The sequence below is a fragment of the Actinoplanes sp. M2I2 genome (assembly GCF_023544445.1).
GTDB lineage: Bacteria > Actinomycetota > Actinomycetes > Mycobacteriales > Micromonosporaceae > Actinoplanes.
Genome location: NZ_JALPVJ010000011.1, coordinates 275,018 through 289,160 on the forward strand (window position 1 = coordinate 275,018; position 14,143 = coordinate 289,160).

Genomic DNA, 14,143 nt, shown 5'->3' on the forward strand with positions numbered 1-14,143 from the left:
CGGTTACCGGTAGAGCTCGGCCACACGCGGCCGGTTACCGGTAGAGCTCGGCCACACGCGGCCGGTTACCGGTAGAGCTCGGCCACACGCGGCCGATTACCGGTAGAGCTCGGCCACACGCGGCCGATTACCGGTAGAGCTCGGCCACACGCGGCCGATTACCGGTAGAGCTCGGCCACACGCGGCCGATTACCGGTAGAGCTCAGCCACACGCGGCCGATTACCGGTAGAGCTCGGCCACACGCGGCCGATTACCGGTAGAGCTCAGCCGTCCGCGCGGCCGCGGCGGCCAGCCGGGACCGCAACGACGCCGGTTCCAGCACCTCGACCTCCGGCCCGAGCCGGAGCATGTAGGAGTACGCCACCTCGAGGGACTCGACCGGGAGCCGGGTCCGGACCCAGCCGTCCGGGTCCGGCTCGGCCGCGCCGTCGAGAGCCTCCCGCACGGCGACCGCCTCGGCGACGAACCCGAGCACACGGACGCCGTCGGGCGACAGCCGGATCGTGATGGTCTCGCGCAGCATCTGCCGGACGAACTCGACAGCCCGTTGGGCCCAGAAGGACGGCAGGTCGAAGGCGGGATCCCGGGCGAACGTCGCGCCGGTCGGCTCGATCGAGACGATCCGGTCGACCCGGTAGGAGCGCAGCTCCTCCCCCACCTGACCGACGAGATACCAGGTCCCGTTCTTGAGCACCAGGCCGTACGGGGCGACGACGCGCGTCACCTCGTCGCGGCGCCGGTAGACCATGGTGAGTTCCCGGTCCTGCCAGACGGCCTGGGCCAGGGCGAGCAGCACCGGCGGCGTCTCGGCGTCGTGGAACCAGCCCGGCGCGTCCAGGTGGAACCGCTGGCCGGCGACCGATGACGCGTCCCGCAGCCCGGGCGGCAGCGCCGCGAGCACCTTGAGCCGGGCCGCCCGCACCGGCTCGCCCAGCCCCATCTCGGCGGCCGGCCCGGGCAGCCCGGCCAGGAACAGGGCCTCGGCCTCGGCCCGCGACAGGCCGGTCAGCCGGGTGCGGTAGCCGTCGACCAGGTGATAGCCGCCGGTGCGGCCCTGCGACGCGTAGACCGGCACGCCGGCCGCCGACAGCTCCACCACGTCGCGGTAGACGGTCCGCTCCGACACCTCGAGCTCAGCGGCCAGCTCGGCCGCGGTCATCGTGCCGCGCGACTGCAACAGCAGTACCAGGTTGATCAGTCGCGCGGCCCGGATGACCGATCAGCGCCCCCGCCGGGCGCGCACGTAGTCGTCGACCACGTAGCGACCGAGCTCGTCGGCGTCCGGGCTGAACACCCGGCCGCCGTTGCGTTCGGCGACCGCGCCCACGAACCGCTGCAGGCCGGGGTCCTCGCCCAGCATGAAGAAGTTCAGCGTGGCGCCGGCCCGGGTCAGGTGGTCGACCTCGTGGATGGTCGCCCGGATGGTCTCGGGCAGCGGCGGCCACCAGAACGTCGCCTCGCCGTCGGGCTCGAGGTGGGCCGTCGGCTCGCCGTCGGTCACCACCAGCACCACCGGCTCAGCCCCCGGGTGCCGGCGCAGGTGCCGGCCGGCCAGCTTGAGCGCGTGCTGCAGGTTGGTGCCCTTCTCGGCGGTCGGGTCGATCGCCGCGAGCTGGCCCTGCGACAGCGCGTTGGCGTACTTGCCGAACCCGATGATCTGCAGCGAGTCCTGCGGGAACTGGGTGGCGACCAGATGCGAGAGGGCCAGGGCGGTCTGCTTCATGGGGCCCCAGCGCCCGTCGGCGTACATCGAGTAGGACAGGTCGACGCAGAGCGCCACCGCCGCCGAGGCCCGTCGTTCGGTCTCGGCCACCTCGAAGTCGTCGGGCTCGAGCCGGACGGGCAGCACGCCCACCCCGCCCGTCCCGGAACGCCGCCGGACCGCGTTGCCGATCGTGCGGACGACGTCGAGCGGCTGCTCGTCGCCGAACTCCCAGCGCCGCGACGACCCGATCAGGTCACCGGCCGCCCCGGCGTCACGCAGGTCGTGCTGGCCCTGCTTACGACCGGAGAGATCGTCGAAGACCTGGGCCAGCGCCGTACGCCCGAGCCGGCGCAGCGCCTTGGGCGAGAGCGTCAGCCCCTCGGAGTCGCGGGTGACCCACCCCTGGCGGCTGAGCTCCCGTTCGAGCTCACGGAGCCGGCGGACGTCGTCGGCCGCGGCCCGGCCGAGCTGTCGTTCGACCGTCTCGACGTCCACGTCGTCGAGCGTGGCCCCCGGATGCTCCTGGCCGAGCTGGTCGAGCAGCTCGTCCAGCTCACCGATCTCGCCCAGGGCGGCGGCCGCGTCGCCGTACCCGAGGTCCTCGGGCCCCCGCATGCGCTCGCCCCGGCCCCAGTTGAGCTGCGGGCGCAGCGCCCGGAGGTTGTCGGTCAGCTCGCCCAACTGCCCCCGCAGCGGACCCTCACCGAGGGCCTGGTCCATCAGCCGGGACAGCTCCTCCTGCTGCTGCGGGCTCAGCGACCGCATCAGCCGCTCGGCCGCCGCGGCCCGCCGGGCCAGGGAGTCGATGAGCTCCTCGACGTCCTTGGGCTGCTCGGGGAAGAACTGGCCGTGCTTGTCCATGAACTGCTGGAAGGCGTCGTTGGTGTCCTCGCCGCGGGCGTGCTTGGCCAGCAGGTCGTTGAGGTCGGACACCATCTCGTTGACGCCCTCGAGGTCGCCCTGCTGCAACGCCTGTTTCATGCCGGCGAACCGCTGCTCGACCACCTCGCGGCGCAGCCCGTCGAGGATCTGCTGGTAGAGCTGCTGGGCCTCGGCCGACGCCCAGTTGTAGTCGGACAGCTCCTCGACCGCGCGCGACGTCGAGCGCGGCAGATTGTCGAGCACGGCCTCGCTGAATCGCGCCTCGTCGTCGTCGCGGCGGGTCAGCTCGTCGCGCTCGGCCGCGATCGCCTGGTCGAGCAGTTGCTGCGCCCGGGTGACCGCGCCGTCCAGGTTGCCCCGGCGCAACGCCTCGCGGCGCATCCGGCGGGCGCGGTCGCGCAGCTCGTCGAGCCCGCGACCCTCCTGCGGGCCGCGCCGCACCAGATCGCGCAGCACGTCGCGCAGGCTGTCGCCGGCCAGCACGCGCTCGCCGACCTCGTCGACGGCCGCGCGCACGTCGTACGGCGGGGCGAGCGGGTCGGGCCCGTCCCGCCACGCGCCGTACCGGAATCGACTGCCGGCCATGATCAGCTCCCGTACAGGGTGCGGCCGTCGTCGGTGAGCTCCTTGGCCAGCCGCCTGGTCAGATGGAGACCCTCGAGCACGAACTCGATGGCCGAGGCCGCCTGCCCGGGTGAGGGCGCGTCGCCCAGCCCGAGCCGGTCGAGCACCTTGGCCAGCCCCGGCACGGTGCCGATCTGACCGAGCAGCTCGTCGGCGCTGACCAGATCACCGGTCTCGATGATCGCGCCCTCGGCGACCAGCTCGGTGAAGCCGGACAGGTCGAGCCCGGCCAGCCGGTCACGGAACGTCTCGGCCGTCGCGACCCGCAGCAGGTGCGCGAGCACCTCGGTCTCGCGTCCCTCCTCGCCGCTCTCGAACTCGACCTTGCCGCGCAGCGTGGACGTCACCGACACGGTGTCGCACACGCGGGCCACCGCCTCACGCTCCTGCCGCAGACCGGCCCGCCGCAGCGCGGAGGCCGCCGTGGTCTCGGCCGCGGCGATCGCGAACCGGGCCGAGATGCCCGACCGCGCGTCCACCGCCGGCGACTCGCGCACCGCGCGGGTGTAGCGCGCGAGCACGTCGATCAGGTGGTCGGGCACGGCGGCGACCAGAGCGGCCTCCTGCCGTACCAGAGCCGTCTCGAGAGCCAGGTCGACCGGGTAGTGGGTGCGGATCTCGGCGCCGAACCGGTCCTTGAGCGGGGTGATGATGCGCCCGCGGTTGGTGTAGTCCTCGGGGTTGGCCGAGGCCACCAGCAGCAGGTCGAGAGGCAGCCGCAGCTGGTAGCCGCGGACCTGGATGTCGCGTTCCTCGAGCACGTTGAGCAGCGACACCTGGATGCGCTCGGCCAGGTCGGGCAGCTCGTTGACCGCGAAGATGCCCCGGTTGGTGCGCGGCACGAGCCCGAAGTGGATCGTGTCGGGGTCGCCCAGCGCCCGGCCCTCGGCCACCTTGATCGGATCGACGTCGCCGATCAGGTCGCCCACGCTCGTGTCGGGCGTGGCCAGCTTTTCGCCGTAGCGTTCCGAGCGGTGCAGCCACGAGATCGGCAGCAGGTCGCCCGTCTCGGCCACCAGCCGCCGGGTCGCCGGGGTGAGCGGATGGTAGGGATGCTCGTGCAGCTCGGAGCCGGTGATGACCGGCGTCCACTCGTCGAGCAGGTCGATCAGCCCCCGGATGAGCCGGGTCTTGCCCTGGCCGCGCTCGCCCAGCAGGACCATGTCGTGACCGGCCAGCAGGGCCCGCTCGACCTCGGGCAGGACGGTGTCGTCATAGCCCACGATGCCCGGGAAGCGCGGCGCGCCGGAGCGGAGCCGGGAGAGCAGGTTGTCGCGCAGCTCCTCCTTGACGGTGCGGAACTCGTGACCCGAGGCCCGTAGCTCGCCCAGGGTGCGCGGAAGGTCGGTTGGCGGTGTGATCGCGGTTGGTGCGTCTGTCACCGAAAGAACGCTACTCCGCCCCTGTGACAACCTGCCGTCGCTCGGCCGCCGGGAACAACCGCCGCACGCCGTCAGCACCACCGCCCGCCGCTCGGCGCTCGGCCGGGATGTCGACCCGCGCCGGCAGCCCGGCAACTACGAGAAGAACACTCGACGCCGTACGGAAGCTCGAAGCCCTGGCCGCAGGCCGAGGCGCCACCGTCTCGCAGCTCGCCGTGGCCTGGCTGCCGGCCCGGTGCCGATCCCCGGGCACCCGCCACGTCGCCGCCGCCGACTTCGAGCTGACGCCCACCTGGATCTGACCTGTGACGTGGACCTCGTCCAGGGTCTCCCAGGTGGCCCTGGACCACGTCGCGCGCGGGGCGGCAGGCTGAAGTCATGACTGAGGTGCTGAGGTACACGGCGTTCAGCGACGACCCGGCCGGCGGCAACCCGGCCGGCGTGGTCCGCGACGCCGACGAGCTGGACGACGCGGGCATGCTGAAGATCGCGGCCGACGTGGGCTACTCGGAGACAGCCTTCGTCACCCACGACCTCGGCGGCGGGCGCTACCGGGTGCGCTACTTCAGCCCCCTGATCGAGGTCCCGTTCTGCGGCCACGCGACCGTCGCCACAGCGGTAGCCCTGGGCGACGGCGCCTATACGTTCACGACCAAGGCCGGCGACGTGCCCGTGACGGTCGAAGAGGGACGAGCCACCCTGACCAGCGTCCCGCCGACGATCGCCGACCTGCCCCCGGGCAGCCTGGCCGCGTTGCTCACGGCGCTGCGCTGGAACGAGGCGGACCTGGACCCGTCCCTCCCGCCGCGGGTCGCGTACGCGGGCGCCCACCACCCGGTCATCGCCGTCCGCACCCGCGAGCGGCTGGCCGATCTGGACTACGACTTCGAAGCCTTGAAAAGCCTGATGGAGGCCCGCGGCTGGACCACGATCCAGCTCGTCCACCGAAGTGCCGACGACACCTTCGACGTCCGCAACCCGTTCCCGGTCGGCGGGGTCGTCGAGGACCCGGCCACGGGGGCAGCCGCGGCGGCTCTGGGGGGTTATCTGCGGGCGTTGCGGCTGGTGCCGGCGGACGCGACCCTGCACCTGCGGCAGGGGGACGATCTCGGGCGGCCGAGCCGGCTTCTGGTGAGGCTGGTGCCGGGCGAGGCGGGGGTGCGGGTCAGCGGGGCTGCGGTTCCGCTGGCCTAGGTCGATGCTGTCGGTGGGGCTTCATCGCTTTGATCGGCGGGAACGGGGTCGTGCCGGTTGATGGTCGGGCTGCCGGGCCGGGCTGATCTCATGTTGACTGCCGCCGATCGCGGCCTATGGGTGGGCGGCTGCCGTCCGTCACTGTTCGGTGGTGGCTACGAGGGCTGACCAGGCGTGCGGCGTCGTGGTTGGGCCGGGTGCCGCCCTCGCCGCTCACCGGATGGGCGGGCCGCTGACCAGGCCGCCGCCGTCGTGGCCAGGCCGGGTGCCGCCACTCGCCGCCCAGGGATGGTCCAGCAGCTGACCAGGCCGCCGCCGTCGTGGCCAGGCCGGGTGCCGCCACTCGCCGCCCAGGGATGGTGCAGCAGCTGACCAGGCCGCCGGCGTCGTGGTCGGGCCAGGTGCCGCCACTCGCCGCCCAGGGATGGTCCAGCAGCTGACCCGGCCGGCGGCGTCCTGACCAAGCCGGGTGCCGCCTCCACCGCTCACCGGATGGGCCGGGCAGTTGACCAGGCTGGCGGTGTCATGGCCAGGCCGGGTGCCGCCCTCACCGCCCACCGAATGGTCCGGCAGCCGACGACGCCGCGGCATCGTCCGGCGGCTGTCCAGGCCAGCGGCGTCCTGAGCCGGCCGACAGCCTCCGTTGTGGTTCCGCACGGCCCGATCTCCGTTGTGGTTGCGCATGGCCCGATCGATGACCCAGCGCGTGGCGTAGCTGGGTCTTCGGTTGCCGCCGCGCGACCTACTAATAGTGACGGTGGCGGACCATGCGGGGCCTGCGGACAAGGTGGCTGCCGTTCCTGAGATCTCTCGGTGAGTACCAGGGGGCCCGAGCGCTTGGTGTCTTCGTTGTGCCTCGCGGCGGCCGTATTGAGGCCGGATCGCGCGTGAAGCGGAGCACCCGGTCAGCGTGGGCGGCAACTGGCGGTGGATCGTCGCGGGCCGCGGTTGACACGGCCCGCGCGGGTTGGCCGGTCTTCGTGAGCGAGGCACGACGATGTCGCGCTCGTACCAGCCTCCGCACGCTGACATTTCGGCCTGCGAGTGGCTTTTCTCGAAGGCGTCGGCGCGCGCGGGGTCCGCCGGAGAAGTCTCGGCCGGTCGGCCATTCGCGTCGTCCGTGATCGTGGCCCGCCCGTCGATTGTCGGCGCCGGCCGAGCTCGTGCGGGGGCGTCCTTGGACTCCTCCGGTGGCGTGGACGGCTCGGATGCCTGGAGCAGTTCGGGCCTATCGATGGCCTCGCTTCTGACACGCAGTTGGGGACAGTTTCCTTCATCTGCACCGATGCCGGCACCTGAGCGAACGCCTGACATGGCTCGGCCACGCAACCTGGAGCTGTCACCCAGCTCTGAGCTGCGGCGTGGCTGCGGAATCCCTCCCGCCTGGGCGCTGCCACATGTTCCCGCACCATCTGCGCCGGCGCCGCTACCGGCTCCCGCGCCGCCTGCCCCGGAGCCACCTTCCCCGGCGCCACCACCTTCTCCTGCGCCAAGAACTGCCTCCGCGCCGCCACTGGCTCCCGGGCCCACGCCTGCCTCGGGATCGCCGGCTGGCTTGGCAGCGTCACCGTGCTCGACGCCGACGCCGACGCCGACGCCGACTTCGTCGTCGCGCGGACGCTCCTGGTCAGCGAGATCGAGACTTTCGCGCCGGTCGCATTGAGCGGCTTCCCGGCGCAGGAGACTCAGGCGGGCTGCGTGCCGCTGCTTCAGGCCCCAGGCTCGGTGCCGTTCATGCTCGCGGCGGAACTCGTCGCGCTCCGGAGAATAGTTGCGAGCTCGCGTACGGTCACGCATCTTCGCCAGCTCCACCGTGCTGAAGAACTGCAGCTGCCGCATACAGATATTCTCCCGCAATCCGCTCCGGAAAGCTCGCCGCGGCCAGGAAGGATCATGCCAAAAAAACTTCATTCATATGATTGGTCAGTTCTTGAATCAAGGCGCTGAAGGAATGGGGGGTTTGCTCGACCGGAAGCATACCCGACGACGAAGGGCAATATGGAAATCCGCAAACTTGGAGCACATCCGGATGCCATGCTTCAAATTCGTCAAAGCATATTGCGCGATCGATCTTCCTGGCCGGTGTTGCGGGGCGGGGTGGGAGAACTGGGGCGAAGCAGCGGGGCGAAGCGGGGTGTGACGGGTTCGGGCGAGACGGGCTCGGGCGAGACGAGCGGAGCAAGACGGGTTCAGGCAAGACAGGCGGGCGGGCGAGCGGAGCAAGACGGGCTCGGGCGAGACGGGCGCGGGCGAAATGGGGGGCACGCGGCCCGGAGCGGGTTCGGCGGAGGCACAAATCAGGCGCCGAGCCTGGCCGGGCCGGGCGCACGGCACGGAATCGAGCGCCCGGCGCAGGGTCGGGCACGAGCGAAATGTGGACGCGGGATGAGGCGGGGCCAAGCGCCCTACGCGACCCACGCGGGACCAGGCGCGCGAGGCGGCGGGGCACGGGACCAAGCGCCCGACCCGGGACCAGTCGAGGTGCGGACGAGGGGTGACTCGGGACCATGCGCCCAACGCGGGACCAGGCGCCGAGTGAAGTGCGCGGCGCGGGACCAGGCGCCCGATCAGGCGCGCGGGGCGGCGGGGTGCGGGATCAGGCGTAGAACGAAGTGCGGGGTGAGGTGCGCGGCGCGGGACCAGGCACCAGGCCAGGCGCGTGGAGTGGCGGGGCGGGAGCCCAGGCGCAGGGCAAGAGCGGGCAGGTGTGGACGCAGGGTGAGGCCGGGCCACGCGCCCGATGTGGGGTGATGTGCGGGGCGAGGTGCGCGGCGCCGGGGGGTGAGGCGGGGCCAGGCGCCGGACGTGGGGGCCGGGTGCACGGCGAGGTCGTGCGACCGGGCGCTGGCGAGACGCGGGCGCGGGAAAGGTGCGGAAGCGGGGCATGGCAGAAGAGAGCACGGCGAGGGATGGGCGGCACGAATGCCTGCGGCCGGCCCGGCACGACGGGAGCTGGGCGGGTGGAGGCGATCGCGAACTGGTGGCAGGATCGAGAATCGACACGAGAGTGTGCGGGCCGGCCAGGTGGCGAGGATCGGATTCGGTGAGGAAGTGCGCGGGTGAATAGCGGCAGGACCCGAGCGCGACGGCAACTAGCATAGGGAGTACGAAGTCGATTTAAAACAACGTTGGAGGCTCGCCGAATATCGCTCGACGAAGACAGTCGCAGTATAGCAATTGAGCAAGGATGCGAATTCCGCACTGCCCGGATCGGTGGCATTCACATCAGTTGCGAGATCGCCCGTGCGGTGATTTGTCCGGCAATCTGAAAAGAGCTACCGGCGGCAGCCACCGCAACCACAGCGCTGGCCGCAGTCCAGGACGGCAGCCGTCCGACCACCGACAACGGTTCGGAACGACAACCACCCCGGGCCCGCAGCCGCGCACAAGGTCGGAGGCCTCCGGCGACCCGTCGAGAGGCGGCCCCGACCGGCGTCCTCCCCTCGCATAGGATGACCCGGCGATGAGTGCCACTCTGATTGCCCGGGATCTCGCCGCTGGGCACGGCGACCGCGTTCTGTTCTCCGGCCTCGACCTCGTGGTCGCGCCCGGTGATGTCATCGGGCTGGTCGGGGTGAACGGCGCCGGCAAGACCACCCTCCTGCGGACGCTGGCGGGACTGGTGCCGCTCGAAGGCGGGACCGTGTCGCTCAGTCCGCCCACCGCCAACGTCGGCTATCTGCCGCAGGAGCGGGAGCGCCGGGACGGTGAGACGGTCCGGGACTTCCTCGCCCGGCGTACGGGGGTCGGGCCCGCGCAGCTGGCTTTGGACACCGCCACCGAGGCGCTCACCGAGGGGCGGGCGGGGGCCGATGACGAGTACGCCACCGCGCTGGAGCGCTGGCTCGACCTGGGCGGCGCCGACCTGGACGAGCGGGCGGAGCAGGTCGCGGCCGAGCTCAATCTGACCGTCGGCCTCGAGCATCCGATGACCGCGCTGTCCGGTGGGCAGGCGGCCCGGGCCGGGATGGCGTCGCTGCTGCTCAGCCGGTATGACATCTTTCTGCTCGACGAGCCCACCAACGACCTGGACCTGGACGGGCTGCGGCGGCTGGAGCGGTTCGTGGAGCACCAGACCAAGGGCACGCTGCTGGTCAGCCACGACCGCGAGTTCCTCACCCGTACGGTGACCAAGGTGCTCGAGCTCGACCTGGCCCAGCAGCGGGTCGCCCTGTACGGCGGCGGCTACGCCGGTTACCTGGAGGAGCGCGACCGGGCCCGCCGGCACGCCCGCGAGGAGTTCGAGGAGTACGCCGGCAAGAAGGACGACCTGCTGGAGCGGGCCCGGATGCAGCGGGCCTGGATGGACAAGGGCGTGCGCAACGCCCGGCGTAAGGCTCCGGACAATGACAAGATCGCCAAGCACGCGCGCGGGGAGACCAGCGAGAAGCAGGCGGCCAAAGCGCGGCAGACGGAAAAGATGATCGAGCGGCTGGACGTGGTCGAGGAGCCCCGCAAGGAGTGGGAGCTGCGGATGGAGATCGCCGCCGCGCCGCGGTCCGGTTCGGTGGTGGCCACCCTGCGCGACGCTGTGGTGCGGCGCGGGGACTTCCGGCTGGGGCCGGTCACCTTGCAGATCGACTGGGCCGACCGGGTGGCGATCACCGGCGCCAACGGCTCGGGCAAGTCCACATTGCTGGGGGCGTTGCTGGGGCGTGTCCCGCTGGTCGAGGGGGCTGCGCATCTCGGGTCGGGTGTCGTCGTGGGTGAGATCGACCAGGCGCGGGGGCTGTTCCTGGGCGATCAGGGGCTGGCCGTCGCGTTCGGGGAGGCGGTGCCCGAGCTGAGCGACGCCGACGTCCGCACGCTGCTGGCCAAGTTCGGCCTGCGGGCCGCGCACGTGCCGCGGCCGGCCGCGAGCCTGTCGCCGGGTGAGCGCACCCGGGCGGCGCTGGCGCTGTTGCAGGCGCGGGGCGTCAACCTGCTCGTGCTGGACGAGCCGACCAACCACCTCGATCTGGCCGCGATCGAGCAGCTGGAGTCGGCCCTGGGGTCGTACGAGGGAACTCTGCTCCTGGTCACCCACGACCGCCGGATGCTCGAGGCGGTCACCATCACCCGCCACCTCGAGGTGGCCGGCGGCAAGGTCAGCGGGTGAGTGTGCGGGCCACCCGGAAGCCGACGTCGTCGACGCGGAACGCCGGGTGGCTGCGCCGGCGCACCGAGGCGCGGCAGCTCCAGTGCTCGTCGAACCAGCCGCCGCCGCGCAGCACCCGGTAGCTGCCGTAGACCTCCGGGTCGTACAGGTCCCAGCACCAGTTCCAGACGTTGCCGAGCATGTCGTGCAGGCCCCACGCGTTGGGTTCCTTGCCGCCGACCTCGTGCGGGCCCTCCCCCGCGTTGTCCCGGTACCAGGCGATCGCGTCCAGGGGGCCGTAGCGCGGGCCCTCGGTCCCGGCGCGGCAGGCGTACTCCCACTCGGCCTCGGTGGGCAGGCGGTAGCCGGGCGAGGCGAGCAACCGGACGTCGCCGTCCGGCCCCATCTCGTACGCCGGGGGCAGTTCCTCGGCCGCGGACAGCGCGTTGCAGCAGGCGACGGCGTCCAGCCAGGACACGTCGGCGACCGGGAGCCGGGGGTCGCCGGGCCGGCCGTACTCCTCGCGGGTCACCGGAAAGACCCCGATCTCGTACGGCAGCAGCGTCACCGTCCACCGGCGCTCGGTGCGGCGGTCGGAAAGCGTGACCGTTCCGGGTTCGATCGGGGCCATCACGGGCATGCAGCGATCCTGACATCGCGGTTGATGAATCGCCGGCGCGGGGGCACCCTCGCCGGCGAGACGACGAGGAGGGCCGATGGCGGCGAAGCGTCTGTTCACGACGGGCCTGGTGATGGCCATCGGCCTGCTGAGCGGGTGCTCGGTCATTCCGTTCGAGGAGGAACGCCGGTCGGTCCGGCCGACCGAGGACGTGGTCACCCCGGCGCTCCAGGACGTCGAGCGGTTCTGGGGGGCCCAGTTCGGCAGCATCGCCGACGGCGCCAAGTTCGTCCCGGTGCAGGGCGGCCACTTCCCGTACTCGGAGGCCGACCCGCCACCGGCCTGCGGCGGGCAACAGTCCTCGTACGAGCCGAACGCCTTCTACTGCCCACCGGACGACTTCATCGCCTGGGACGCCCAGACGCTGATCCCGGAGCTGCAGAAGGACTTCGGCCCGCTGCTGGTCGGGTTCGTGATGGCCCACGAGTACGGGCATGCCATCCAGACCCGCATCGGCCCGGAGAACCAGCCCACCGTCGTCCTCGAGCAGCAGGCCGACTGTTACGCCGGAGCCTGGCTGGCCGACGTGCTGGCCGGCCGGTCGACGGCGTTCAAGGACGTGACCCCGGCCCAGCTGGACGACACCGTCGCGGGCATGTTGTCGCTGCGCGACCAGCCGGGCACCCCGGCGCTGGCCGAGGGCGCGCACGGCAACGCGTTCGACCGGATCCGCGCGCTGCAGGACGGGGTGGACGAGGGTGTGAAGACCTGCGCCGGTTACCGCCGGACCAACCTGCCGGTCACCGAGGTGCCGTTCAGCACCGAGGAGGAGGCGGCCAGCGGCGGGAACCTGTCCTACGACGACGCCGTCAGCGGGCTGGCCGACGACGCCCAGTCGTACTGGCAGCGCACGTACCCGCGGCTCGCCGGTGGGCAGTGGGCCGACCTGGCGATCCAGCCGTTCCGGGCCGGCGACCCGCCGGACTGCGCGCAGCCCGACGCGTCGGCCGAGGGCGCGGCGTTCTACTGCCCGGCCGGCGACTTCGTGGCGTTCGACAGCACCGAGCTCGGCCCGGCGCTGCACGACCGGATCGGCGACTTCGCGATCGGCATGCTGCTGGGCGACCTGTTCGCGCGGGCCGCGCAGACCCGCCGCGGTCAGCCCACCCGCACCGAGCAGGGCCAGCTGGTCGTCGACTGCCTGGCCGGTTCGTGGACCAACGACCTGCTCACCCGGCCCCCGGGTTCCCGGCTGCAGCTCTCCCCGGGCGACCTCGACGAGGCCGTGCAGGCGCTGCTGGCGTTCGGCCGCAACTCCGAGGGCGACGGCGCGACGGCCTTCGACCGCATCGCCGCCTACCGCGAGGGCACCCTGAAGGGCCTGGCCGCCTGCACGGACTAGCATTCTCACGTGCCGGAGATCGTCGAACTGCTCGCGTCGCCGCTGCACCGTTTCGAGGGCCGCCCGTCGGCCGGGCCCGCGCCCGCGCCGCCGGGTGAGCTGGTCGATCACGTACGGATCCGGGCCGGACTGGGCATCGTCGGTGATCGCTATTTCGGTAAGCCGGCCCACCGCGACGCGAGCGTCACGGTGATCAGCCAGGAGTCACTGCCACCGGGCGCCGGTCTGGCCGCCGTGCGGCGCAACGTCCTGCTCGCCGGTCACCCGGTCGACGACCTGATCGGCTCGGTGCTCACCCTCGACTCGGGCGACGGCCCGGTGCGCCTGCGGGTCACCAGCCGGGCCCACCCCTGCGCCTGGATGGACGTCACGGTCGGCCCGGGCGCCTGGAAGGCCCTGCGGGGCAAGGGCGGCATCCGGTGCACCCCGCTCGACGACGGGATCCTCCGCGTCGGCGCGGTGCGGGTCGTCGTCAGCTGAGCCCCGCCGTGGCCGTGCCGACCAGCGCGGTCAGCGCGTCGGCGACCTCGGCCAGACCCGCGTGCGGGGCGCCGCCCGGCCCGGTCAGGTAGGTGTCGCGCCGGATCTCGACCATCACCGCGCTCACCGCCCGCTCCCGGCGGTAGAAGCGCAGCGGCACGTAACAGCCGGCGAACGGCGTGTTGACCCCGGTCGGGAACGAACCGAAGCCGGCGAGCAGCGCGGGCGGGGTGTGGAAGTCGTCGGCGCCCAGGCAGACCGGTGGGCGCGGGCCGTCGCCGTGCAGCTCGTAGGGCAGCGCCCGGGCCGGATAGGAGTGCACGTCGATGATCACCGCGCGGCCGGTGGCCCCGAGGCGGGCGGCGACCAGGCCGGTCATCGCCGCGGCGTACGGGTCGTAGTGGTCGGCCACCAGCGCGGCGTCGCGGACCGGGTCGTCGTCGCGCAGCCGGCGACCGGCGTAGCCGTGGGTGTAGACCGCGCCCATGCCGGCCGCCCGCATCTCCTCGCGCTCGTCGGGGAACCGCTCGGGGTCGACGACCAGCCGGGACAGCCCGTTGACGAAGATCCACGGCCGGACCGCCGCGGTGTCCGCCGCCCGCAGCGCGATCCGGTCGGTGTACGCGTCGGTGAGGTGGTCGAGCTCGTCGGCCAGCGCCGGGTCGCTCAGGACGATGGCGGCGCGGGCGTCCGCGGTCAGCTCCCGGGAGGCGTGCGGCACGTGCAGGATCACCGGTGACAGCGGATCCCCCGGTACGACGTCGAACCCCACCCGGC

General features: G+C 72.4%; 11 protein-coding genes. 6 read left to right on the forward strand and 5 right to left on the reverse strand.

The window, feature by feature from the left end:
* Window positions 1–251 precede the first annotated feature (251 nt).
* Genes HJC40_RS24420 through HJC40_RS24430 form a run of 3 tightly spaced genes read right to left on the reverse strand, consistent with a single transcriptional unit; the run spans window position 252 to window position 4,594 of the window.
* Entirely contained in the window at window positions 252–1,214 is a 963-nt protein-coding gene (locus tag HJC40_RS24420; protein ID WP_308200943.1) for a YafY family protein, read from the reverse strand.
* Between the two features lie 6 nt (window positions 1,215–1,220).
* Window positions 1,221–3,173, reverse strand: coding sequence for a VWA domain-containing protein (locus HJC40_RS24425; protein ID WP_250003802.1), 1,953 nt, complete (start codon window positions 3,171–3,173; stop codon window positions 1,221–1,223).
* Between the two features lie 2 nt (window positions 3,174–3,175).
* The gene (locus HJC40_RS24430; RefSeq protein ID WP_250003804.1) at window positions 3,176–4,594 is read right to left on the reverse strand and encodes a sigma 54-interacting transcriptional regulator; all 1,419 of its coding nucleotides are present in this window, start codon (window positions 4,592–4,594) and stop codon (window positions 3,176–3,178) included.
* A 107-nt stretch (window positions 4,595–4,701) separates the two neighbouring features.
* Between HJC40_RS24430 and HJC40_RS24435 the strand changes: the two genes are divergently transcribed.
* From HJC40_RS24435 to HJC40_RS24450, 4 genes are all read left to right on the forward strand, one after another.
* Window positions 4,702–4,896, forward strand: a complete 195-nt coding sequence (locus tag HJC40_RS24435) for a hypothetical protein (protein WP_250003806.1) — start codon at window positions 4,702–4,704, stop codon at window positions 4,894–4,896.
* Between the two features lie 76 nt (window positions 4,897–4,972).
* A complete protein-coding gene (locus HJC40_RS24440) occupies window positions 4,973–5,788 on the forward strand; it encodes a PhzF family phenazine biosynthesis protein (RefSeq protein WP_250003808.1) in 816 nt (271 codons plus the stop codon).
* Between the two features lie 1,569 nt (window positions 5,789–7,357).
* Window positions 7,358–7,735 (forward strand): hypothetical protein, encoded by a 378-nt coding sequence (locus tag HJC40_RS24445; protein ID WP_250003810.1) that lies wholly within the window; start codon window positions 7,358–7,360, stop codon window positions 7,733–7,735.
* 1,516 nt (window positions 7,736–9,251) lie between these two features.
* Window positions 9,252–10,886, forward strand: coding sequence for an ABC-F family ATP-binding cassette domain-containing protein (locus tag HJC40_RS24450; protein WP_250003812.1), 1,635 nt, complete (start codon window positions 9,252–9,254; stop codon window positions 10,884–10,886).
* Here the strand turns inward: HJC40_RS24450 and HJC40_RS24455 are convergent.
* A complete protein-coding gene (locus tag HJC40_RS24455) occupies window positions 10,876–11,505 on the reverse strand; it encodes a formylglycine-generating enzyme family protein (RefSeq protein ID WP_250003814.1) in 630 nt (209 codons plus the stop codon). The two genes, HJC40_RS24450 and HJC40_RS24455, sit on opposite strands and share 11 nt — an antisense overlap.
* Before the next feature lie 76 nt (window positions 11,506–11,581).
* On the opposite strand from HJC40_RS24455, the gene HJC40_RS24460 reads away from it, so the two are divergent.
* Window positions 11,582–12,886 carry a neutral zinc metallopeptidase gene (locus HJC40_RS24460; RefSeq protein ID WP_250003816.1) on the forward strand — a complete coding sequence of 435 codons (1,305 nt, stop codon included), beginning with the start codon at window positions 11,582–11,584 and terminating at the stop codon, window positions 12,884–12,886.
* A gap of 9 nt (window positions 12,887–12,895) precedes the next feature.
* Window positions 12,896–13,366: a molybdenum cofactor biosysynthesis protein gene (locus tag HJC40_RS24465; RefSeq protein ID WP_250003818.1), complete on the forward strand. Its 471-nt coding sequence runs from the start codon at window positions 12,896–12,898 to the stop codon at window positions 13,364–13,366.
* Here HJC40_RS24465 and HJC40_RS24470 read toward each other — a convergent pair.
* Window positions 13,359–14,138, reverse strand: a complete 780-nt coding sequence (locus HJC40_RS24470; RefSeq protein ID WP_250003821.1) for an N-formylglutamate amidohydrolase — start codon at window positions 14,136–14,138, stop codon at window positions 13,359–13,361. The two genes, HJC40_RS24465 and HJC40_RS24470, sit on opposite strands and share 8 nt — an antisense overlap.
* Between the last annotated feature and the right edge of the window lie 5 nt (window positions 14,139–14,143).

Bases quoted from the DNA above. Each gene is read 5' to 3' on its own strand.
- HJC40_RS24425 (WP_250003802.1), bottom strand. From the start codon at position 3,173: ATGGCCGGCAGTCGATTCCGGTACGGCGCGTGGCGGGACGGGCCCGAC.
- HJC40_RS24440 (WP_250003808.1), top strand. From the start codon at position 4,973: ATGACTGAGGTGCTGAGGTACACGGCGTTCAGCGACGACCCGGCCGGC.
- HJC40_RS24455 (WP_250003814.1), bottom strand. From the start codon at position 11,505: ATGCCCGTGATGGCCCCGATCGAACCCGGAACGGTCACGCTTTCCGAC.
- HJC40_RS24435 (WP_250003806.1), top strand. From the start codon at position 4,702: ATGTCGACCCGCGCCGGCAGCCCGGCAACTACGAGAAGAACACTCGAC.
- HJC40_RS24450 (WP_250003812.1), top strand. From the start codon at position 9,252: ATGAGTGCCACTCTGATTGCCCGGGATCTCGCCGCTGGGCACGGCGAC.
- HJC40_RS24460 (WP_250003816.1), top strand. From the start codon at position 11,582: ATGGCGGCGAAGCGTCTGTTCACGACGGGCCTGGTGATGGCCATCGGC.